Source organism: Streptomyces sp. MMG1121 (assembly GCF_001280015.1).
Taxonomy (GTDB): Bacteria; Actinomycetota; Actinomycetes; order Streptomycetales; family Streptomycetaceae; genus Streptomyces.
Map to the genome: position 1 here is coordinate 108,229 of NZ_LGDV01000202.1, position 21,342 is coordinate 129,570.

Consider the following 21,342-nt stretch of genomic DNA (forward strand, 5'->3'; position numbering starts at 1 on the left):
GGGTGGCGGCAGGTGAACGGCTGGCCGGGGCCCGGCTCGTCCAGTGCGCCCGCACGCGCGGCGCACGCGGCGCGTGCTCGGTCACGCCGGTCAACTCCCGCCTCTCCGGGTGGACTTGGTCCACGGTCGCCGCCGGACCGTACCGGACGACCGGATCCCGCACATCGGGCGGAGGTCCACGAGCCCGCCCCGCGGAAGCCCTCACCGCTCGCACCGGCGCATGACCCGCCGAGCCGGCTACAGCCGCGCCCGCTTCAACGCCATGTGCAGCAGCAGCCGGTCCTCCCCGTTGTCCAGGTCCAGGCCCGTCAGCTGCTCCACCCGGGACAGCCGGTAGTACAGGGTCTGCCGGTGGATGCCCAGTTCCGCCGCCGTGCGGCCCGCCTGGCCGGCGCGGTCCAGATAGACCTCGGCGGTGCGGGCCAGCTCCCGGTGGGCGGGGGAGAGGAGGGGGCCGGCGACGGGGTCGTGCGCGGCGTGCGGCGGCAGCGCGGTCAGCAGCCGGTACGGCCCGATGCGCGCCCACTCGGCGACCGGCCCGAACCGCGGCTCGGCCAGCGCCGCACGCGCCGCGGCCACGGCCTCCTGCCACAGGTCCGCCAGGTCGCCCAGACCGACACGGGGATCGCCGACCCCGGCGGCGCAGCCGACGCCGGTGGCGGCCCGGGCCGCCGCGGTGAATCCGGCGGCGGCCGCCGCGGCCACCTGGGCCCCGGCCCCGCGCGCCGCGCCCCCCGGCGCCCCGCGCGCCGCCTCGGCCTCCTTCAGCAGCCGCCCGGCCGCCGCCAGCGCGGAACTGCTCCCCTCCGTGGTCCGCAGCCGCACCAGCAACGCGAGACTCTGCCCCGACTCCCCCCACGGAAGCGTGCACAGGGCCGCGGCATGGGGGATCGTACGGGCGGCCGGGGCGTCGTCCGGGTCGGCCGACGGCCACGGGGCGACGCACACCAGGGTGAGCGGGCCGTCCGCGCGGGCGCCGAGGGCGGTGCGCAGCTCGGCCACCGCCATGTCCCGCTGCCAGCCGCGCTCCGCGCTGAGCACCGCCCGCAGCTCCCGGCTCAGTCCGGCCCCGGCCTCCGCCTCGCCCGCGAGCAGCGCCCCGATCCGGCCCGCCACCCCCATCGCGGCGGTCAGCTGCGCGTCGGTCGGCCCGGGATCGCTGTCCAGCAGCCAGACGTAGCCGAGGACGACACCCCGATGGCGGGCCGGCAGACAGATCCGCCCGCGGTACACACCGGCCTCCGGGGTCGGCGGGATCCGCACCGGACCGGTCGCACGGGTGATGCCGAAGCCCTCGAACCAGGACCGGACCGTCGCCGTGGAGCGCCGGGTCAGGATCGAGCGGGTGCGCACCGGGTCCAGCGCGGACGGATCCAGCTCGTCGTCACTGTCGTACGCGCCGAAGGCGATCAGCTCGAAGTCGCGGTTCTCCAGGGTCGCGGGGACGCCCAGCAGCTCCGAGATCTCGTCGACCAGCTCCTGGTAGTCACCCCTGCGGTTAAAAGATCCAGTATCCGCCGCCACTCGGGCATTCTCCCTCATTTCCCGGCCGCCTTCATACAACTGTCTGAGATCCAGTGCACGGATGCGTGACAGCTGTCGATGGCTCAGGATCGGAGAGATCCTTAGGTTTCACGGTGGTTCTCCGTGCCGTACCCGAATCGTCGGGTTGCGGCCTTTTCGGTGCTTGTCTGTGGAGGTGCCCCGTGCTGGGTCCCGTGATTCTCGCCGCGTCGCGCAGCGACCGGATGCGACGCCTGATCTCGGCGGCCCCGGTGACCAAGCAGGTCGTCGACCGCTTCATCCCCGGCGAGGCCGTGGACGACATCGTCCCGATCATCAAGGACCTGACGGACAAGGGCCTTGAGCTGACGATGGACGTCGTCGGCGAGGACATCACCACCCCCGAGCAGGCCGCCGCCGCCCGGGACGCCTATCTGCTGCTGATCGACCGGCTGCGCGAGCTGGAGCTGGGCGAGAAGGTCGAGATGTCGGTCAAGCTGTCCATGTTCGGCCAGGCGCTTCCCGGCGGCCACGAGCTGGCGCTCGCCAACGTCCGCCCGGTCGTCGAGGCCGCCGCCGCCATCGGTACGACCGTGACGCTGGACGCCGAGGACCACACCACCCTCGACTCGATGTTCGCCATCCACGAGGAGCTGCGGAAGGACTTCCCGCAGACCGGCTGCGTCATCCAGGCCTACCTCTTCCGCACCGAGGCCGACGCCCGCCGCCTCGCCGCGGCCGGCAGCCGCGTCCGCCTGGTCAAGGGGGCCTACAAGGAGCCCGCCGAGGTCGCGTACCAGCAGAAGCACGAGATCGACAAGGCCTACGTGCGCATCCTGAAGACGCTGATGGAGGGCGGGGGCTACCCGATGATCGGGTCCCACGACCCGCGCCTGATAGCCATCGCCCAGGAGCTGGCCCACCAGGCCGGGCGCAAACTGGACGAGTACGAGTTCCAGATGCTCTACGGCATCCGCGGTGAGGAGCACCTGCGACTGGCCGCCGAGGGCCACCGCATGCGCGTCTACACCGCCTACGGCACCGACTGGTACGGCTACTTCATGCGCCGTCTCGCGGAGAAGCCGGCGAACCTGCGCTTCTTCCTCCGCTCGATGGTCAGCAAGGGCTAACCCGAACACCCGCTCACGTACAAGGAGTCAAGGATCTCATGGACGCTGTGACCCAGGTCCCCACCCCCGTCAACGAGCCGGTGCACGGCTACGCCCCCGGCTCGCCCGAGCGTGCCCGGCTGGAGGTCAAGCTCAAGGAGCTGGCCGAGAACCCGATCGAGCTGCCGATGACCATCGGCGGCGAGAAGCGGATGGGCGGCGGCGAAGCCTTCCAGGTCGTCCAGCCGCACAACCACAAGGCCGTCATCGGCACGGGCCGCAACGCCACCCAGCAGGACGCCCAGGACGCCGTCGACGCGGCCCTGGCCGCCGCGCCGGCCTGGCGCGCGATGTCCTTCGACGACCGCGCCGCGATCATCCTGCGCGCCGCCGAGCTGCTCGCCGGTCCCTGGCGCGAGACGATCGCCGCCTCCACCATGCTCGGCCAGTCCAAGACCGCCCAGCAGGCCGAGATCGACAGCCCCTGCGAGCTGGTCGACTTCTGGCGCTTCAACGTCCACTACGCGCGCCAGATCCTCGCCGAGCAGCCCCCGGCGAACTCCCCGGGCGTGTGGAACCGCCTGGACCACCGCCCGCTCGAGGGCTTCGTCTACGCGATCACGCCGTTCAACTTCTCGGCCATCGCGGCGAACCTGCCCACCGCGCCCGCGCTGATGGGCAACGTGGTGGTCTGGAAGCCGTCCCCGACCCAGACGCACGCCGCCGTGCTGCTCATGCAGCTGCTGGAGGAGGCGGGCCTGCCCAAGGGCGTCATCAACCTCGTGACCGGTGACGGCATCGAGGTCTCCAAGGTCGCCCTTGAGCACCGCGACCTGGCCGGCATCCACTTCACCGGTTCGACCAAGACCTTCCAGTACCTGTGGAAGACGGTCGGCACCAACATCGAGAAGTACCGCTCCTACCCGCGTCTGGTCGGCGAGACCGGTGGCAAGGACTTCCTGGTCGCCCACCCGAGCGCCGACCGCGCGGTCCTGAAGACGGCCCTCACCCGGGGCGCCTTCGAGTACCAGGGCCAGAAGTGCAGCGCCACCTCCCGCGCGTACATCCCGGCCTCCATCTGGAACTCGGGCTTCAAGGAGGAGTTCGCGGCCGAGGTCGACTACCTGACCATGGGTGACGTCACCGACCTGTCGAACTTCATCGGTGCCGTGATCGACGACCGTTCCTTCGCCAAGAACAAGGCCGCGATCGACCGCGCCAAGCAGGACCCGACCTGCACGATCGTCGCGGGCGGCTCCTACGACGACTCGGTCGGCTACTTCGTCCGCCCGACCGTCATCGAGTCCACCGACCCGGAGAACGAGATCTTCCGGACGGAGTACTTCGGCCCGGTCCTCGGCGTCTACGTCTACGAGGACGACAAGTACGACGAGATGCTGGAGCAGATGGAGTCGGTCTCCGACTACGCCCTGACCGGCTCGGTCATCTCCAACGACCGCGCGGCGGCCGCCTACACGATGGAGAAGCTCCGCTTCGCCGCGGGCAACTTCTACATCAACGACAAGTCGACCGGCGCCGTCGTCGGCCAGCAGCCCTTCGGCGGCGGCCGCGCCTCCGGCACCAACGACAAGGCCGGCGCCCCGCAGAACCTGCTGCGTTGGACCCTGACCCGCGCCATCAAGGAGACGCTGGTCGCGCCGACCGACTACGCCTACCCGCACATGGGCTGATCAGCCCCGCGAACCCGGGCCGGGAGGACTGCCTCAGGAGCAGTCCTCCCGGCCCGTTTCCATTTCCCGCCGTTCAGGGAGCGGGGCAGGCGATAGTGGAGCCATGACCACCCGAGTGCGCCTCGTCCACACCGCCGACGCCGACCCCGCCGAACTCGGCGCAGCCCGTGCCCTGTTGGACGCCGCGTTCGACGGCGGCTTCTCCGCCGAGGACTGGGATCACGGGCTCGGCGGCCTGCACGTCCTCGTGCACGACGACGCCGGGCTGGCCGCGCACGGCTCGGTCGTGCAGCGCCGGGTGCGGCATCGGGGGCGGTGGCTGCGCACCGGATACGTCGAGGCCGTCGCCGTACGTCCCGACGCGCGGCGCGGCGGGCTCGGCGGGCGGGTGATGGCGGAGCTGGAGCGGGTGATCGAGCGGGCCTACGACCTCGGTGCGCTCTCGGCGAGCCCGGCGGGGGCCCCGCTGTACACCGCCCGGGGCTGGCAGCGCTGGAACGGGCAGGTACACGCCCTCTCGCCGGGCGGCATCGTGCGGCTGCCGCAGGAGGAGGGCGCCATGTACGTCCGGCCCGCGCTCGCCGGGGCGCTCGACCCCGCCCGGGAGCTCGTCCTCGACTGGCGCGACGGGGACGTCGCCTGACGGGTCCCGGACGGCGCCCGTATGGGCTCCCTCGAACGCACGAAAGCCCAGCTCAGAGAGGTGTGGTCGGGGTCGCCGTCTCAGATAGTAGGAAGTCCGAGTAATTGTGCAGACAGATGCGGGGCGCTCGCTTAGCTTTGTAGGAGCCGAACGCATCGCTCGATCGAGCGAATGGCGGTCGTGAGCCGGGCCCGTGCAGGTAACCCCTGTGGCCCGCCGCTCCCCGCCCACCGGCGTCTCGAAATCCCTTTGTGTGCTTCGCGTTTGCCGAAGGAGTCGATTTCCATGGCCGAGACGACCGTCCGCCGCCGCGTCCGCCACGCGTCCCGCACGAGCGAGACCGACCGCAAGAACGCTGCCGCCGCCCTCCAGCGCGCCCTCGACCGCCGCGACAACGGCGGCGAGACCGGCCACTGACGGCGCCGACGCGGTGTCCGCATGGCGGACATCGCGTGTCATCACCTGGGACGAGGAGTAGGGTGCCCGCATGTCTCGCAGCATCAATCTCGCAGTGATCCCCGGTGACGGAATCGGCCAGGAGGTCGTGTCCGAGGGTCTGAAGGTCCTCTCCGCCGTGCTTCCGCAGGATGTGAAGCTGGAGACGAAGGAGTACGACTTCGGGGCCCAGCGCTACCACGCCACCGGTGAGACCCTCACCGACGCCGACCTCGACGCGCTGAAGAAGCACGACGCCATCCTGCTCGGCGCCATCGGCGACCCGTCGGTGCCGTCCGGCGTCCTGGAGCGCGGCTTCCTGCTCAAGCTCCGCTTCGCCTTCGACCACCACGTCAACCTGCGCCCGAGCAAGCTGCTCCCCGGCGTGGCGACCCCGCTCGCCGGTCAGCCGGAGATCGACTTCGTCGTCGTCCGCGAGGGCACCGAGGGGCTGTACACCGGCAACGGCGGCACCATCCGCAAGGGCACCGCGCACGAGGTCGCCACCGAGGTCTCCGTCAACACCGCCTACGGAGTCGAGCGCGTCGTCCGCGACGCCTTCGCCCGCGCCCAGGCCCGCCCGCGCAAGAAGCTCACTCTGGTCCACAAGAACAACGTGCTGACCTTCGCCGGCCACCTGTGGACGAACGTCTTCAACCAGGTGGCCAAGGAGTTCCCCGAGGTCACCACCGACTACATCCACGTCGACGCGGCCACGATCTACCTGGTCACCGACCCGGCCCGATTCGACGTGATCGTCACCGACAACCTCTTCGGCGACATCATCACCGACCTCGCCGCGGCCGTCTCCGGCGGCATCGGCGTGGCCGCCTCCGGCAACATCAACCCCAGCCGCGAGTTCCCGTCCATGTTCGAGCCGGTCCACGGCTCGGCCCCGGACATCGCCGGCCAGGGCAAGGCCGACCCGACCGCCACGGTCCTGTCCGTCGCCCTGCTGCTGCGCCACCTCGGCCACGACGCCGAGGCCGACCGCATCGACGCGGCCGTCACCGCGGACCTGACCGAGCGCTCCTCCCTGGGCGCCCGCAGCACCGCGCAGATCGGCGACGCGCTCGCCGCGCGAGTAGCCGGCTGACCCGGCCGCTCCACCACGAGAAGCCGCCGGGTCGCAAGGCCACCCGGCGGCTTCCGCATGTCCCCGCCGGGTGCCACCATCAACCCTTGGGTCGCCTTCACCCCGGTTCCGTCTGCCGCAGCCTCCGCGCGATAATCGAACGCGGAGCCGCGATATGAGGGAATGCTCGGACGTCCTAGCACTGGCTGGTCGCAGTCGGCGGGCGTGAACGCGGCCCCGTCACTACAACCGGTGAAGGACAACCACTCATGACGACGCCCACGATCGAGCTCAAGCCCTCCGCCAGCCCCCTCGCCGCCGCCGAGCGTGAGGCGATCCTGGTCAATCCGGGATTCGGCCGCCACTTCACCGACCACATGGTGACGATCAAGTGGACGGAGGGCCGCGGCTGGCACGACGGCCAGCTCGTTCCGTACGCGCCGATCCCGCTCGACCCGGCGACCAACGTCCTGCACTACGCCCAGGAGATCTTCGAGGGCCTGAAGGCCTACCGCCAGCCCGACGGCACGGTCGCCACCTTCCGCCCGGACCAGAACGCCAAGCGCTTCCAGCGCTCCGCCAAGCGGCTCGCCATGCCCGAGCTGCCGGTCGAGACGTTCATCGAGGCCTGTGACCTCCTGGTCCAGCAGGACAAGGACTGGGTGCCCGCGCACGGTGGCGAGGAGTCCCTCTACCTGCGCCCGTTCATGATCGCCACTGAGGTCGGGCTGGGCGTCAAGCCCGCCAACGAGTACCTGTTCATCGTCATCGCGTCCCCGGCCGGCGCGTACTTCCCGGGCGGCGTGAGGCCGGTGTCGATCTGGGTCTCCGAGGACCGCGTCCGCGCCGTCCCCGGTGGCATGGGCGACGCCAAGACCGGCGGCAACTACGCCGCCTCCCTGCTCGCCCAGGCCGAGGCCGCCGCCAAGGGCTGCGACCAGGTCTGCTACCTCGACGCGGTCGAGCACCAGTGGGTCGAGGAGCTCGGGGGCATGAACCTGTACTTCGTGTACGGCGACAGGATCGTCACGCCGGCCCTGACCGGCTCCATCCTGGAGGGCGTCACCCGTGACTCCCTGCTGGCCGTCGCCCGCGACCTCGGCTACACGTCCGAGGAGGGCCGCGTCTCGATCGAGCAGTGGCAGCGCGACTCCGCGAACGGCACCCTCACCGAGGTCTTCGCCTGCGGCACCGCGGCCGTGATCACCCCGGTCGGCACGGTCAAGCGGGACGGTGTCGAGTGGCAGCAGTCCGGCGGAGAGCCCGGCGAGGTCACCCTCCGCCTGCGCCAGGCCCTCCTCGACCTCCAGCGCGGGACGCTGGAGGACAAGCACGGCTGGATGCACGAGATCGGCTAACGGTCGGCGGACAGACTCAGGGCCGCCTCGGACTCGTCGTCGAGTTCCGCGGCGGCCCCCTTGCGTTCCGCACCGGACGTCAGCAGCAGGTACACCAGCCCCCCGACCGCACCCGACAGCAGGAAGCTGCAGTCCACGCCGCCGGTCAGATGCAGCAGCGGGCCCTGGTACGACGGCAGGGACACCGCCAGCAGACCCACCAGCGCGCCGGACGCCCAGGAGGCGGTCGCCCGCACGTTCCAGCCCGCCCGGTACCAGTAGATCCCGCCCCGTGAACGGCGGTTGAAGACCTGAAGGGCGTCGGCGTCGTACACACCGCGGCAGCGGACGAAGCCGATGAGGGTGATGACGGCCCACGGAGTGCCGATCGCGGTGAGCAGCAGCACGAAGGACGTCATCGCGGACTGCGCGTTCCAGGCGTAGTGGCCGACGAAGACACAGGCGGTGGCGACGATGGCCACCGTGTAGGTGGCCCGCGCCCGTGAGGCCTTGGGCAGGATCGCGTCCAGGTCGAGGCCCATGGAGTACAGCATCAGACCCGCGTTGCCGACCGAGCCCGCGGAGGCGGACAGCAGCAGCGGGATCAGGTACCAGCCGGGGGAGGCCCCCACCAGCGGGCCCGCGTACTCGGTGGCCGCGTGGGCCGCGTACGCCGTGAAGGTGCCGAACAGCTGCGGCACCAGCAGGCCGAGGACCAGGCCCAGCCAGGTGGAGTGCAGCACCCGGCGGCTGGAGTGCCGGGACGGCGACATGTAGCGGGTGTAGTCGCCGAGGAGCGTGATGAAGGCGATGGGGCCGGACAGGCCCGCCGCCACGGCCGCCAGGAACCAGGTCGGCCAGAAGGAGCCCAGCAGATAGCCGCCCGCGCCCGGCAGCGCGGAGGTGGTGAAGTGCGGCGCGTAGGCGAGGACACCGAGTGCCAGCAGGGCCGTCATGCCGATCGCCAGGACCCGGGACATGGCGAGCAGCACCCGGTAGCCGTAGACCGCACCCGCGACCGTGGCCGCCGCGAGGACCGCGTAGACGACGGCGTACGACACGCCGTCCGCGGGCAGCCCGAACAGCCGGCCGAGCACGCCGATCATCACGTCACCGCCGATCCACACGGTCAGTGCCGTGTAGCCGAGGGCGAGGAGCAGGCCGACGACCGAGCCGACCAGCCGGCCCCGGACGCCGAACTGGGCGCCGGAGGAGGTGGACAGGTTGGTCGCGGTGCGCAGGGAGACCAGCGCGAGCGGCGCCGTGAACAGGGTGCCGATCACCGTGCCCGCCACGATCGCGCTCACCGACGACCACCAGCCGAGCCCGAAGGACGGCGGTAGCCAGCCGAAGATGATCACTCCGAGGCAGAGGTTGGAGCCGAGCAGGATCGATACGAGGTCGCGCGGACCGCTGGTCCGCTCCTCTTCCGGGATCGTGTCGACTCCGCGCTGTTCTATCGGCATGGCTGGTCTCCTTCGACGGCCACCGTGAAATTTAGAGCGACGTTCAATGTGGGTGACCCGATTCCGGATGTCAATGTTTCCCATCCGTGAATTTAAGGTTTAGAGTGGCGTTCTAATGTTAGGAAGGCAAGGAGGTGTCGGGACGTGAGACTGACCCCTACGGAGCGTGACCGCCTGCTGCTGTTCGGCGCCGCCGAGCTGGCTCGGGCCCGGCGGGCGCGTGGGCTCCGGCTGAACGTGCCCGAGGCGACGGCGTTGATCGCGGACACGGTCTGCGAGGCGGCCCGGGACGGCAGGCGGCTGGCCGAGGCCATCGAGGCGGCCCGCTCGGTGCTCGGCCCCGACGACGTCCTGCCGGGTGTCGCGGACGTCGTCACCGAGGTGATGGTCGAGGCCGTCTTCGACGACGGCTCGCGTCTCGCGGTGGTCTCCGAGCCGATCGGCGGCGGGCTGGGCAGCCGGGCGCCGGGCGCGCTGCTGCCCGGACCCGAGCACGCCGACCCCGAGCCGGTGGTCCGGCTCACGGTCACCAACACCGCGACCGTGCCGGTCTCGGTCACCTCCCACTTCCACTTCTTCGAGGCCAACCCGCGGCTGGACTTCGTGCGCGAGCGGGCCTACGGCATGCGGCTCGCCGTGCCCGCCGGTTCCTCGGTCCGGTTCGGGCCGGGCGAGAGCGAGCAGGTCGGGCTCGTGCCGATCGGCGGCGAGCGGGTCGCGATCGGCTTCGCCGGGCTGGTCGACGGGCCGCTGGACGCGCCCGGTGCCAGGCGGGAGGCCCTGCGCCGGGCCGCGGCCTGCGGATATCTCGGCGCCACGGACGCCACGCCGGAAGGAGGCGAGGAGCGATGAGCCGCTCGAAAGGACGCGAGGTGAGCCGGTCGGTCCACGTCGACCCGCACGCCTACGCCGCCACCCACGGTCCCCGCGCCGGTGACCGCATCCGCCTCGGCGACTCCGGGCTGACCGTCCGGGTCGAGTCCGACTCCCAGCGCTACGGCGACGAGTTCCTGGCCGGCTTCGGCAAGACCGCCCGCGACGGACTGCACCTGAAGGCCGCCGCCGTCCGCGAGACCTGTGACGTCGTCATCAGCAACGTCGTGGTCATCGACGCGGCGCAGGGCATCCGGAAGGTGTCCATCGGCATCCGCGAGGGGCGGATCTGCGCCGTCGGCCGGGCCGGCAACCCGGACACCCTCGACGGCGTCGACGTCGTCGTCGGCACCGGTACCTCGATCGTGTCCGGCGAGGGGCTGATCGCCACCGCGGGTGCCGTCGACACCCATGTGCACCTGCTGTCGCCGCGCATCATGGAGGCCTCGCTGGCGAGCGGGGTCACGACCATCATCGGGCAGGAGTTCGGCCCGGTGTGGGGTGTGGGTGTCAACTCGCCGTGGGCGCTCAAGCACGCCTTCAACGCCTTCGACGCCTGGCCGGTCAACATCGGCTTCCTGGGCCGGGGTTCGTCGTCCTCGGACGCGCCGCTGATCGAGGCGCTGGCCGAGGGGGGCGCCTCGGGTTTCAAGGTGCACGAGGACATGGGCGCGCACACCCGGGCGCTGGACACGGCCCTGCGGGTCGCCGAGGAGCACGACGTCCAGGTCGCCCTGCACAGCGACGGGCTGAACGAGTGCCTGTCGGTCGAGGACACCCTCAAGGTGCTGGAGGGCCGGACCATCCACGCCTTCCACATCGAGGGCTGCGGCGGCGGGCACGTGCCAAACGTGCTGAAGATGGCCGGCGTCCCGAACGTCATCGGTTCCTCGACCAACCCGACCCTGCCCTTCGGCCGGGACGCGGTCGCCGAGCACTACGGCATGATCGTCTCCGTCCACGACCTCAAGCCCGACCTGCCCGGCGACGCGGCCATGGCCCGCGACCGGATCCGGGCGGGCACGATGGGCGCCGAGGACGTGCTGCACGACCTGGGCGCGATCGGCATCACCTCCTCCGACGCCCAGGGCATGGGCCGGGCCGGCGAGACCGTGCGCCGCACCTTCGCCATGGCCGGCAAGATGAAGGCCGAGCTCGGCCCGCTGGAGGGCGACGGCGAGGACGACGACAACGCCCGCGTCCTGCGCTACATGGCCAAGCTGACCATCAACCCGGCCATCGCGCACGGCCTCTCCCACGAGGTCGGCTCCATCGAGACCGGCAAACTCGCCGACATCGTGCTCTGGCGCCCCGAGTACTTCGGCGCCAAGCCGCAGCTCGTCCTCAAGTCCGGCTTCCCGGCCTACGGCGTCGTCGGCGACCCCAACGCCGCCACCGATACCTGCGAACCCCTCGTCCTGGGGCCCCAGTTCGGCTCGTACGGCGCCACGCCCGCCGACATCTCCGTCGCGTTCGTCGCCCAGGCGGCCGTGGACCAGGGGAGTGACGCGATGCCCACGCGCCGGCGCCGGGTCGCCGTGCGCGGCACCCGGGGCATCGGCCCCGCCGACCTCCGGCTGAACGCCCGTACCGGAGCGGTCGACGTCGACCAGCGCACCGGCCTGGTCACCCTCGACGGCGACCCGCTGCGCTCCGAACCCGCCGACTCCGTCTCCCTCAACCGCCTGTACTTCCTGTAAGGATCACCCATGTCTGCTGCCGCCGACGGCTTCCGCATGCCCGCCGAGTGGACCCCGCACGAGCGCACCTGGATGGCGTGGCCGGGCCCCAACCCCACCTTCGACGACCCCGAGGACCTGGCCGCCTCGCGCGCCGCCTGGGCCTCGGTCGCCCGCGCCGTGCGCCGCTTCGAGCCCGTGACCGTGGTCTGCGGCCCCGGCCAGTCCGCCGAGGCGCAGGCGCTGCTCGGCCCGGACGTCGACACGGTCGAGCGTGAGCTCGACGACGCCTGGATGCGGGACATCGGCCCCACCTTCCTCACCAACGGCAAGGGCGAACTGGCCGCCGTGGACTGGACGTTCAACGGCTGGGGTGCCCAGGACTGGGCCCGCTGGGAGCACGACTCGAAGATCGCCGCGTACGTCTGCGACCTCGCGGGTGCGAAGACGTACGCCTCGAAGCTGGTCAACGAGGGCGGCGCCATCCACGTGGACGGCGAGGGCACCGTGCTGCTCACCGAGACCGTGCAGCTCGGCCCCGAGCGCAACCCGCAGTGGACCAGGGCGGAGGTCGAGGCCGAGATCCACGCCCACCTCGGCACCGAAAAGGCGATCTGGCTGCCGCGCGGCCTGACCGGCGACTACCCGCCCTACGGCTTCGGCACCCTCGGCCACGTCGACATCGTCGCCGCCTTCGCCCGGCCCGGCGTGGTCGTCGCCCACCACCAGCCGGACCCGGCCCACCCCGACTTCGAGGTCACCAAGGAGGTCATCGGTCTCCTGAAGTCGGCGACCGACGCGCGCGGCCGCGCCCTGGAGGTCGTGGAGGTGCCCGCGCCGACCGTGCTGGAGGCCGACGGCCACTGGGCCGACTACTCCTACATCAACCACTACCTCTGCAACGGCGGCGTCGTGCTGTGCGGCTTCGACGACCCGCGCGACGAGATCGCCGCCGGGATCTTCCGCCGCCTGTTCCCCGAGCGGACGGTCACCCTGGTGGACGCGCGTACGATCTTTGCGGGTGGGGGCGGCATCCACTGCATCACCCAGCAGCAGCCGAAGGTCTGAGCATGTAGGAGAGTCACAGATGGCCGGTGCGGCACGGACGCGGAAGAACGCGCCGCCGCGCGAGGAGGTCCTCGCCGTCGCCATGGACATGATCGCCGAGCGCGGTCTGGAGAAGCTCACCATGGCGGCGCTCGGCCGCGAGGTCGGGATGAGCAGCGGACATCTGCTCTACTACTTCCGCTCCAAGGACGAGCTGCTGCTCCAGGCCCTGGAGTGGAGCGAGGGCCGCCTCGGCACCGAGCGCGGCCGCCTGCTCACCCGGCCCGGAACCGCACGCGAGCGCCTGTCCGCCTATGTCGACCTGTACGTCCCCGACGGGCACCGCGATCCGCACTGGACCCTGTGGCTGGAGGTCTGGAACCGCTCGCAGAACGCCGACGACGACGCGCGTGTCCGGCAGGCGGCCATCGAGGGCGCCTGGCATCGCGACCTGGTCGCGCTGATCGCCGAGGGCATCTCGCGGGGGGAGTTCCGACGGGTGGACGCGGACCGGTTCGCCGCACGGTTGCGTGCGCTGCTCGACGGGTTCTCCATCCACGTGGCGATCGGACTGAGAGGCACCGATCGGGAGCAAGTACTCGCGCACGTACGGGAGTTCATCGCGGACACCCTGCTGACTCCGTAGCGTTCGTCAGGTAAAGGAATCGTTCACTCCGTCGCCGGGCAGGTAACGGCGCATGGGACGACAACACTGGAAGAAGATCTGGGTCGGCTCGGCGGGCAACATGGTCGAGTGGTTCGACTGGTTCGTGTACGCGAGCTTCGCCACCTACTTCGCGGGCGCGTTCTTCCCGAGCGGCAATCCCACCGCCCAGCTCATGAACACCGCGGGCATCTTCGCCGTCGGCTTCTTCATGCGTCCCGTGGGCGGCTGGCTGCTGGGCCGGGTCGGTGACCGCAAAGGCCGTAAGGCGGCACTGACACTGACCGTCACGCTCATGTCGGCCTCGGCCGTGCTGATCGCCGTGGCCCCGACCTACGCCGTCGCCGGCTACGGCGGCGCGTTCGTCCTGCTCGTCGCCCGCCTGCTGCAGGGACTGTCGGTCGGCGGCGAGTACGCGGCCAGCGCCACCTATCTGACGGAGGCCTCGGCCCCGGAGAACCGCGGCTTCGCCTCCAGCTTCCAGTACGTCTCCATGACCGCGGGCCAGATCGTCGGCCTCGGGCTGCAGATCATCCTCCAGCGCACCATGTCCGACAGCGCGCTGCACAGTTACGGCTGGCGCATCCCGTTCGTCGTCGGCGCGCTCGGCGCGGCGGTCATCTTCTATCTGCGCCGCAACATGCTGGAGACCGAGGTGTACGAGGAGGACGACTCGCACGCCGGGGAGCGCGGCACGCTGCGCGCCCTGTGGCAGCACAAGCGGGAGGCGTTCCTGGTCATCGCCCTGACCATGGGCGGCACGGTGGCCTACTACACGTACACCACGTATCTGACCAAGTACCTGTCCAACTCGGCCGGGCTGTCCAAGCAGACGGCCACGCTCGTCTCCTTCACCGCGCTGATCGTCTTCGCCGCCCTCCAGCCGCTCGCGGGCCGCCTCTCCGACCGGATCGGCCGCCGCCCGCTGCTGATCACGTTCGCCGTCGGCTCCACCTTCCTCACCGTGCCGATCATGACCCTGCTGCGACACGCCGACGGCTACTGGTCGGCCCTCGGCCTCGCCCTGCTCGCGCTGATCGTCGTCACCGGCTACACCTCGATCAACGCCTGCGTGAAGGCCGAGCTGTTCCCGACCGGCATTCGCGCCCTCGGCGTGGCCCTGCCGTACGCCATCGCCAATGCCCTGTTCGGCGGTACGGCGGAATACGTCGCGCTGTGGTTCAAGAACGCCGGCATCGAGTCCGGCTTCTCCTGGTACGTGGCCGGCTGCGCCGCCGTATCCCTGGTGGTGTACGCCACCATGCGCGAGACGAAGGATCTGGACCTGGCCCGGGTGAAGGCCGCCGCCGGGTCCGGGGAGTCCAATCTGACGACCGCATCCTGAGACGGACGGTGAGCCGGGGGCGGGGCTGTGCCAGACTTCCCCCGTGCTCTCGTTCGCCATGATTATGGGCAGCAGGCGCGCCGGTCCGCAGTGACCACCTCGTACGACCAGGTGCGGGTGGCCACCGTCGTCCTCGACCCGCGCGCAGACCTCTCGCACCCGCGAGGGGTTTTTTCGTTTTCCGGCCCACCTACAGCCGGGAGCGGAGCGCGCGGGAGTATTGCAGGGACGGTGGAGCCGGTCATTCCGGTAAGACCGAAGATCCACAACAGGAGCCTTGAGACCATGACCGAGACGGCAACCAGCGAGCTCGACGACTCGTTCCACGTCTTCGACACCACCCTGCGCGACGGCGCGCAGCGCGAGGGCATCAACCTCACCGTCGCGGACAAGCTCGCCATCGCACGGCACCTGGACGACTTCGGCGTGGGCTTCATCGAGGGCGGCTGGCCCGGCGCGAACCCCCGGGACACCGAGTTCTTCGCGCGGGCCCGGGCCGAGATCGACTTCCAGCACGCCCAGCTCGTCGCCTTCGGCGCCACCCGCCGCGCCGGCGCCAAGGCCGCCGAGGACCCCCAGGTCAACGCCCTGCTGGAATCCGGCGCCCCGGTGATCACGCTGGTCGCCAAATCGCACGACCGGCATGTGGAACTGGCGCTGCGCACCACCCTGGACGAGAACCTGGAGATGGTCCGCGACACCGTCTCGTACCTGAAGGACCAGGGCCGCCGGGTGTTCGTCGACTGCGAGCACTTCTTCGACGGCTACCGCGCCAACCCCGAGTACGCCAAGGCCGTGGTCCGCGCCGCCGCCGAGGCCGGCGCCGACGTCGTCGTCCTGTGCGACACGAACGGCGGCATGCTGCCCGCCCAGGTCCACGCGGTCGTCGCCACGGTCCTCGCCGACACCGGCGCCCGGCTCGGCATCCACGCCCAGGACGACACCGGCTGCGCGGTCGCCAACACCCTCGCCGCCGTCGACGCGGGCGCCACCCAGGTGCAGTGCACGGCGAACGGCTACGGCGAGCGCGTCGGCAACGCCAACCTCTTCCCGGTCGTCGCGGCCCTGGAGCTGAAGTACGGCAAGAAGGTGCTGCCCGAGGGCAAGCTCCGCGAGACGACCCGGATCTCGCACGCCATCGCCGAGGTCGTCAACCTCACCCCCTCCACCCACCAGCCCTACGTCGGTGTCTCCGCCTTCGCCCACAAGGCCGGCCTGCACGCCTCCGCGATCAAGGTCGACCCGGACCTGTACCAGCACATCGCCCCCGAGCTGGTCGGCAACACCATGCGGATGCTGGTCTCCGACATGGCGGGCCGCGCCTCCATCGAGCTGAAGGGCAAGGAGCTCGGCATCGACCTCGGCGGCGACCGCGAACTGGTCGGCCGGGTGGTCGAGCGCGTCAAGGAGCGCGAGCTCGAGGGCTACACCTACGAGGCCGCCGACGCCTCCTTCGAACTCCTGCTGCGCGCCGAGGTCGAGGGTCGCCCGCTGAAGTACTTCGACGTCGAGTCCTGGCGGGCCATCGTCGAGGACCGCCCCGACGGTACCCACGCCAACGAGGCCACGGTCAAGCTGTGGGCCAAGAGCGAGCGGATCGTCGCCACGGCGGAGGGCAACGGCCCGGTCAACGCCCTCGACCGCGCCCTGCGCGTGGCCCTGGAGAAGATCTACCCGCAGCTCGCCGCGCTGGAGCTGGTCGACTACAAGGTCCGCATCCTGGAGGGCAAGCACGGCACCCAGTCCACGACCCGGGTGCTGATCGCCACCTCCGACGGCAGCGGCGAGTGGTCCACGGTCGGCGTGGCGGAGAACGTCATCGCCGCCTCCTGGCAGGCGCTGGAGGACGCGTACACGTACGGCCTGCTGCGGGCGGGCGTGGTGCCGGCCGCGTAGGCACAGTGGAGGCATGACCTCACACGAGAGCGGCCCGCTCGCCGGGGCCCGTGTCGCCACCCGGCTGCCCGCCGGCGACCTCGACCGGGCCCGGCGCTTCTACGCCGGCACGCTCGGCCTGGAACCCGTGGACGAACGCCCCGGCGGGCTGCTGTACCGCTGCCAGGGCGTGGACTTCGTCGTGTTCCAGTCGGCGGGAACCTCGCCCGGCACCTTCACCCAGATGGCCTTCGAGGTGCCCGACCTGGAGGCGGCCGTGGCCGAGCTGAAACGCCGGGGCGTGGTCTTCGAGGACGTCGACCTGCCCGGCCTGCGCACCCGGGACGGCATCGCCGACATCGAGGGCAACTACCCGAGCAAGGGCGCACGCGGCGAGCGCGGGGCGTGGTTCCGCGACAGCGAGGGCAATCTGCTCGGCATCGGCCAGCCGATCCACTGAGACGCTGCCCGGCCGGGACCTGTCCGCCCCTTCCCGCCGGGCACGCCCGAGTACGCCCCGTACGGGAACGACCCTCCGCCGTGCGATGCACGGCACCGGACGCCGCGGGCCGGTCCGACGGCAAGGGTGAGACCGGCCCTCTAGGGCGCCCGCCAGATGTTGTCGAAGGCCGCGTTCTCGATCCGCCGCCGCTCGCGGACCGCGTTCAGCTCGGCCACCGCGTCGCCGACCGCCACCAGGACGGTGACGACGGCCTCGTCGTCGGGTGCCTCCGCCGGCCGCTCGTCCTCGATGCCCACGGCGGCCGCGAGGCCGGCGAGGACCGGTTCGCGGGACCACCAACGGTCGGCCGCGTGCTGCCGGGCCGGGGTGTCGGCCGGGGTCCCGTCACCGCCGCGCCCAGGCAGCCAGTGCCGGCGCCTGCCGGCGAGCTGCCCGGCGGACTCCAGCCCGTCACGGTAGGCGGCGGCCAGTCCGCGCCCCCGGCGCCACAGCCAGTCCTCGACCGGCTCGTACGGCTCCTGCCGCACGAGCGCCGCCCCGGCCTCGTCCAGCATCCGGTCGCCCGTGGTCAGCGCGGGACCGGGCACGACACGATCACCGTCCAGGGTGAGCGCCCGCGCGCCGAGCAGGTCGACCAGTTCGGCGCCGGCGAGGGCCAGTGACAGGTCGCCCTGCTCGACGGGGTACTCGCCGGGCACGTCCAGGCTGACGAGGAACAGATCCTGCGGTGTGGTCATACCGTCATCGTCCCCCACCCACCGGCCGCCCGCTCGGTCATGACCCGTCTACCGCAGGGTCCATTTCTGGTTGGCGGCCCCGGTGCACGACCAGATCTGCGCCCGTGCCCCGTTCGCCGAGGAGTTGTCCGTGACGTCGAGGCACTTGTCCGCCGCGGTATTGACGACGTCACCGGTCGAGGCGTTGTACGACCACCGTTGCGCGCCGCTGCCGTTGCAGCCGTACAACTGCGCCTTCGCCCCGTCCGCCGTCGATCCCGACGTCACGTCGAGGCACTTGCCGAGCGCCTGCACCGACCCGTCGGCCGCCACCGTCCACCGCTGGGCGGCGCTGCCGTTGCAGTCGTAGAGCTGCACGGCCGTTCCGTCGGCCGTCGAACCGCCCGCCACGTCAAGGCACTTGCCGGCCAGACCGGTGAAGGAGCCGGACCGGCTGCCGCCGCCGGACTGGGTGCCGGACCAGGTGAAGGTCGCCGAGGTCTTGCCGGGCAGTGAGTAAGTGGCGTGCTGGGAACCCCAGTCGATGGTCACCGTCTGTGCCGAGGAGGAGCCGTTGTACGCGATCAGCGCCTTGCTGCCGTCCGGGTTGCGCCAGGCCACGTTCGGCACCGTGGTGGACGCCGTCGAGGCGATCCGCTGGGCGCCCGGCCGGACGAACTTGGTCAGCTGGCCCATGTCGTAGTACTCGACCGTGTAGTCCACCGTCCCGCTCTGCCCGTCGCCGTCGTGCACGGTGACCAGCCCGGTGCAGGTGCCGCAACCGCCGTTGTGCGGGCCCATGTTCTGGTCCACGGCCAGCGACCACTTGGTCACCGACTTCGCCCAGTTGCGCGTGTAGTCGATGATGTTCGACATGTCCTCGTGCTGCTGGTCGGCGATCCAGGTGCCGCCGGAGTGCTCGGTGGCGAAGGCGTCCAGCGCGGGGTACTGGTCGTGCACGGTGCTCTGCTCGGTGACGTCACCGCCGTAGCCGTGCCAGGCGATCCCGCCGAAGTTGGGGTGGGTGCGGATCGCGGCGTCGTCCACGGACTGGGCGGCGTAGGAGTCGTAGGTGTCCCAGTTCCAGTCGTGGGCCAGGACCTTCGTCGACAGCCCCGCCGACTGCAGCTGCGGCAGCAGGTCGTTCTTGAGGAAGTAGTCGAGCCCGCTCGCGTTCCAGCTCATCGACGGATAGCCGGAACAGCAGGTCGGCTCGTTCTGCGCGGTCACGTACGAGACGGGGACGCCCTGGTCCTCGTAGGCCTGGAGGTACTTCACGAAGTAGGAGGCGTACGCGCCGTAGTCCTCCGCCTTCAGCCAGCCGCCATCGAGCGAGCCGCTGTCCTTCATCCAGGCCGGGGCCGTCCACGGCGAGGCCATCACCGTGAGGGACGGGTTCAGCTGGAGCGCCTGCTTGGTGAGCGGTACGACGTCGGCCTGGTCGTGCGCGATCGAGAACTTCGACAACGACGGATCCGTCTGTCCGGCCGGCACGTCGTCGTAGGTGTACCCGTAGCGGGCGAGGTCCGAGGCGCCCATCGGGTTGCGCAGGAACGACAGCCCGATGCCGTCCGTCGGCGAGAACAGCTTGCGCATGGTCGCGTCCCGGGTCGCCTGGGACAGCGCCCCGCTGCTGTTCATCAGCCAGGCGGCGGTGTCGGTGAAGGACGCGCCGCCGCCGGTGAAGGTCTGGTAGCGGGTGTTCTCGTCCACGGTGATGTTCTCGCCGCTGCCGCCCGTCCCGGACTGGAACGCGAACGGCGCCTGCGCCTCGAGGCCCCGTACGACATGCCGGCCGCCCGAGTCGTCGGTGGTGGTGAGCCAGGCCGTGACCTGCTCACCGGCCGCGTGCGCGGGGGGTACGGCTGTGGTGACGCCGGCGGCGGAGAGCAGTCCGGCCAGCAGCAGCCGGACCACGCGGGGGGTTCTCCGGGTTCTCCTCATGGTGCGTCGCCCTTCTGGAGAGTTAACTCATGGTGTGAGCTAAGTCATGAGTGAACCATGAGGGGCCGGGGAGGTCTATACCAAGTGTGGCCCCGCTTGCCGGTCCGGGCGTATGCCCGGTTTCCTGGTGATTCAGGTAGCTTCGAACCATGAAGGCCGTCCCGCGGATCCGCAGCCTGCCCGCCCTGCTGCTGGCCGTCCTCGCCCTGGTCCTGGCGACCCCGTTCGTGCCCCGGGCGAGCGCGGACACGAGCATCTCCACGATCGCCCGATCGCTGCGCACGAGCCCGGTCTACGTCGACCCGGCGGCCGCGTCCCAGCTGCCGAAGGCGGACGCCGACGCGCTCGCGAAACAGATCAAGGACGCGAACAGACCGCTGTTCATCGCGGTGCTCCCGGCCGGCTATCCGACGGCCGGGCTGTTCGCGAACCTGCGCGCGGCCACCGGCGTCACCGGTCTGTACGGCATCCGCCTGGGCGACCGCTTCGACGCCCGCGCCGACTCCTCCGTCATGTCGGCCACGGCCCGGCAGAACCTGGTGACGAGCGTCCAGGGCGAACCGGCCAAGGCCCAGCTCACCGACTTCACCGACCGCGCCCTGCCCACGATCGGCGGCCACGCCCCCAAGAGCTGGGGCGGCTCGTCCTCCTCCGGCGGCGGCGTGTCCCGTACGGCGGTCATCGTCACGGGCGCGGTGCTGGTGGCCGCCGGCGCGGGCGCGTACGGGCTGGTCCGGCGCAACCGGCGGCAGCGGGAGGAGGAGCAGCGGGCCGCCCTCGACCGGCTGCGGGTGGTCGTCGACGAGGACATCACCGCCTTCGGCGAGGAGTTGGACCGCCTCGACTTCCACCCGGCGCAGCCCGGTGCCGACGACGCGATGCGCGCCGACTACGAACGCGCCCTGGACGCCTACGAGACCGCCAAGCAGCGCATGGCCGAGGCGCGGCGGCCGGAGGACGTCCGCACGGTGACCGAGGCCCTGGAGGACGGGCGCTTCTGCCTCGCCCAGCTCGCCGCCCGCCGCCAGGGCAGCCCGCTGCCCGAGCGCCGGCCGCCCTGCTTCTTCGACCCGCGCCACGGCCCCTCGGTCGCCGACGCCACCTGGACCCCGCCCGGCGGCGCCCCGCGCCAGGTCCCGGTCTGCGCGGCCGACGCCACCCGGCTGGCCGACGGCCGCGACCCGGTGATCCGCGAGGTCGACACGGAGTACGGCCGCCGCCCCTACTGGGACGCGGGCCCGGCCTACGGGCCCTGGGCGGGCGGCTACTTCGGCGGCGGCATCCTGCCCGGCCTGCTCGTCGGCACGCTCCTCGGCGGCGTGATGGCCACCCCGTCGTACGCGGCCGACTACGGCAGCGGGTACGGCGACTTCGGCTCCGGCCACGACGGCGGCTTCCAGGGCGGCGACGTCTCCGGCACGGACTTCGACCCCGGGGACTTCGGGGGCGGGTTCGGGGACGGCGGGGGGTTCGACGG

General features: G+C 71.3%; 18 protein-coding genes. 14 read left to right on the forward strand and 4 right to left on the reverse strand.

Annotated features, from left to right (window positions below):
* Window positions 1-237: 237 nt before the first annotated feature.
* Complete coding sequence (locus ADK64_RS27250) at window positions 238-1,542, reverse strand: PucR family transcriptional regulator (protein WP_107093099.1); 1,305 nt, start codon at window positions 1,540-1,542, stop codon at window positions 238-240.
* A gap of 164 nt (window positions 1,543-1,706) precedes the next feature.
* Here ADK64_RS27250 and ADK64_RS27255 point away from each other — a divergent pair, with 164 nt between their 5' ends.
* The 6 genes from ADK64_RS27255 to ADK64_RS27275 all read left to right on the forward strand — a co-directional run bounded on the left by ADK64_RS27255 (window position 1,707) and on the right by ADK64_RS27275 (window position 7,814).
* Window positions 1,707-2,633 carry a proline dehydrogenase family protein gene (locus ADK64_RS27255; RefSeq protein ID WP_053663007.1) on the forward strand — a complete coding sequence of 309 codons (927 nt, stop codon included), beginning with the start codon at window positions 1,707-1,709 and terminating at the stop codon, window positions 2,631-2,633.
* A 38-nt stretch (window positions 2,634-2,671) separates the two neighbouring features.
* On the forward strand, window positions 2,672-4,303 hold the full coding sequence (gene pruA, locus ADK64_RS27260; protein WP_053663009.1) for an L-glutamate gamma-semialdehyde dehydrogenase: 1,632 nt from the start codon (window positions 2,672-2,674) through the stop codon (window positions 4,301-4,303).
* Window positions 4,304-4,406: 103 nt separating this feature from the next.
* Window positions 4,407-4,946 (forward strand): GNAT family N-acetyltransferase, encoded by a 540-nt coding sequence (locus ADK64_RS27265; protein ID WP_053663011.1) that lies wholly within the window; start codon window positions 4,407-4,409, stop codon window positions 4,944-4,946.
* 285 nt (window positions 4,947-5,231) lie between these two features.
* Window positions 5,232-5,363 (forward strand): hypothetical protein, encoded by a 132-nt coding sequence (locus ADK64_RS48470; protein WP_107093100.1) that lies wholly within the window; start codon window positions 5,232-5,234, stop codon window positions 5,361-5,363.
* Between the two features lie 70 nt (window positions 5,364-5,433).
* On the forward strand, window positions 5,434-6,477 hold the full coding sequence (locus ADK64_RS27270; RefSeq protein ID WP_053663012.1) for a 3-isopropylmalate dehydrogenase: 1,044 nt from the start codon (window positions 5,434-5,436) through the stop codon (window positions 6,475-6,477).
* A gap of 248 nt (window positions 6,478-6,725) precedes the next feature.
* Window positions 6,726-7,814, forward strand: a complete 1,089-nt coding sequence (locus tag ADK64_RS27275; protein ID WP_053663014.1) for a branched-chain amino acid aminotransferase — start codon at window positions 6,726-6,728, stop codon at window positions 7,812-7,814.
* Here ADK64_RS27275 and ADK64_RS27280 read toward each other — a convergent pair.
* Window positions 7,811-9,259, reverse strand: coding sequence for a cytosine permease (locus ADK64_RS27280; protein ID WP_053663017.1), 1,449 nt, complete (start codon window positions 9,257-9,259; stop codon window positions 7,811-7,813). The genes ADK64_RS27275 and ADK64_RS27280 overlap by 4 nt on opposite strands.
* 144 nt (window positions 9,260-9,403) lie before the next feature.
* Here ADK64_RS27280 and ureA point away from each other — a divergent pair, with 144 nt between their 5' ends.
* The 7 genes from ureA to ADK64_RS27315 all read left to right on the forward strand — a co-directional run bounded on the left by ureA (window position 9,404) and on the right by ADK64_RS27315 (window position 17,202).
* A complete protein-coding gene (ureA, locus tag ADK64_RS27285) occupies window positions 9,404-10,111 on the forward strand; it encodes an urease subunit gamma (RefSeq protein ID WP_053663019.1) in 708 nt (235 codons plus the stop codon).
* On the forward strand, window positions 10,108-11,832 hold the full coding sequence (locus ADK64_RS27290; protein ID WP_053663022.1) for an urease subunit alpha: 1,725 nt from the start codon (window positions 10,108-10,110) through the stop codon (window positions 11,830-11,832). Before ureA ends, ADK64_RS27290 begins: the two co-directional genes overlap by 4 nt.
* Before the next feature lie 9 nt (window positions 11,833-11,841).
* On the forward strand, window positions 11,842-12,879 hold the full coding sequence (locus ADK64_RS27295; RefSeq protein WP_053663024.1) for an agmatine deiminase family protein: 1,038 nt from the start codon (window positions 11,842-11,844) through the stop codon (window positions 12,877-12,879).
* Window positions 12,880-12,898: 19 nt separating this feature from the next.
* Window positions 12,899-13,504, forward strand: coding sequence for a TetR/AcrR family transcriptional regulator (locus ADK64_RS27300; protein WP_053663026.1), 606 nt, complete (start codon window positions 12,899-12,901; stop codon window positions 13,502-13,504).
* A gap of 52 nt (window positions 13,505-13,556) precedes the next feature.
* Entirely contained in the window at window positions 13,557-14,867 is a 1,311-nt protein-coding gene (locus tag ADK64_RS27305) for an MFS transporter (RefSeq protein WP_053663028.1), read from the forward strand.
* Between the two features lie 285 nt (window positions 14,868-15,152).
* Entirely contained in the window at window positions 15,153-16,763 is a 1,611-nt protein-coding gene (cimA, locus tag ADK64_RS27310; protein ID WP_053663030.1) for a citramalate synthase, read from the forward strand.
* A 13-nt stretch (window positions 16,764-16,776) separates the two neighbouring features.
* Entirely contained in the window at window positions 16,777-17,202 is a 426-nt protein-coding gene (locus ADK64_RS27315) for a VOC family protein (protein WP_053663032.1), read from the forward strand.
* A 140-nt stretch (window positions 17,203-17,342) separates the two neighbouring features.
* On the opposite strand, the gene ADK64_RS27320 is transcribed toward ADK64_RS27315, so the two are convergent.
* Window positions 17,343-17,942 (reverse strand): GOLPH3/VPS74 family protein, encoded by a 600-nt coding sequence (locus ADK64_RS27320; protein ID WP_053663034.1) that lies wholly within the window; start codon window positions 17,940-17,942, stop codon window positions 17,343-17,345.
* Between the two features lie 48 nt (window positions 17,943-17,990).
* Complete coding sequence (locus ADK64_RS27325; protein WP_053663036.1) at window positions 17,991-19,865, reverse strand: ricin-type beta-trefoil lectin domain protein; 1,875 nt, start codon at window positions 19,863-19,865, stop codon at window positions 17,991-17,993.
* 149 nt (window positions 19,866-20,014) lie between these two features.
* Here ADK64_RS27325 and ADK64_RS27330 point away from each other — a divergent pair.
* Window positions 20,015-21,342, forward strand: a 1,328-nt coding sequence (locus ADK64_RS27330; RefSeq protein WP_053663038.1) for a hypothetical protein, incomplete at its 3' end; no start/stop codon positions are given.

Excerpts from the sequence above, each read along its gene's own strand:
- ADK64_RS27250 (WP_107093099.1), bottom strand. The coding sequence starts at position 1,542 with ATGAGGGAGAATGCCCGAGTGGCGGCGGATACTGGATCTTTTAACCGC.
- pruA (WP_053663009.1), top strand. The coding sequence starts at position 2,672 with ATGGACGCTGTGACCCAGGTCCCCACCCCCGTCAACGAGCCGGTGCAC.
- ADK64_RS27265 (WP_053663011.1), top strand. The coding sequence starts at position 4,407 with ATGACCACCCGAGTGCGCCTCGTCCACACCGCCGACGCCGACCCCGCC.
- ADK64_RS48470 (WP_107093100.1), top strand. The coding sequence starts at position 5,232 with ATGGCCGAGACGACCGTCCGCCGCCGCGTCCGCCACGCGTCCCGCACG.
- ADK64_RS27270 (WP_053663012.1), top strand. The coding sequence starts at position 5,434 with ATGTCTCGCAGCATCAATCTCGCAGTGATCCCCGGTGACGGAATCGGC.
- ADK64_RS27275 (WP_053663014.1), top strand. The coding sequence starts at position 6,726 with ATGACGACGCCCACGATCGAGCTCAAGCCCTCCGCCAGCCCCCTCGCC.
- ADK64_RS27280 (WP_053663017.1), bottom strand. The coding sequence starts at position 9,259 with ATGCCGATAGAACAGCGCGGAGTCGACACGATCCCGGAAGAGGAGCGG.
- ADK64_RS27290 (WP_053663022.1), top strand. The coding sequence starts at position 10,108 with ATGAGCCGCTCGAAAGGACGCGAGGTGAGCCGGTCGGTCCACGTCGAC.
- ADK64_RS27295 (WP_053663024.1), top strand. The coding sequence starts at position 11,842 with ATGTCTGCTGCCGCCGACGGCTTCCGCATGCCCGCCGAGTGGACCCCG.
- ADK64_RS27300 (WP_053663026.1), top strand. The coding sequence starts at position 12,899 with ATGGCCGGTGCGGCACGGACGCGGAAGAACGCGCCGCCGCGCGAGGAG.
- ADK64_RS27305 (WP_053663028.1), top strand. The coding sequence starts at position 13,557 with ATGGGACGACAACACTGGAAGAAGATCTGGGTCGGCTCGGCGGGCAAC.
- cimA (WP_053663030.1), top strand. The coding sequence starts at position 15,153 with ATGACCGAGACGGCAACCAGCGAGCTCGACGACTCGTTCCACGTCTTC.
- ADK64_RS27315 (WP_053663032.1), top strand. The coding sequence starts at position 16,777 with ATGACCTCACACGAGAGCGGCCCGCTCGCCGGGGCCCGTGTCGCCACC.
- ADK64_RS27320 (WP_053663034.1), bottom strand. The coding sequence starts at position 17,942 with ATGACCACACCGCAGGATCTGTTCCTCGTCAGCCTGGACGTGCCCGGC.
- ADK64_RS27325 (WP_053663036.1), bottom strand. The coding sequence starts at position 19,865 with ATGAGGAGAACCCGGAGAACCCCCCGCGTGGTCCGGCTGCTGCTGGCC.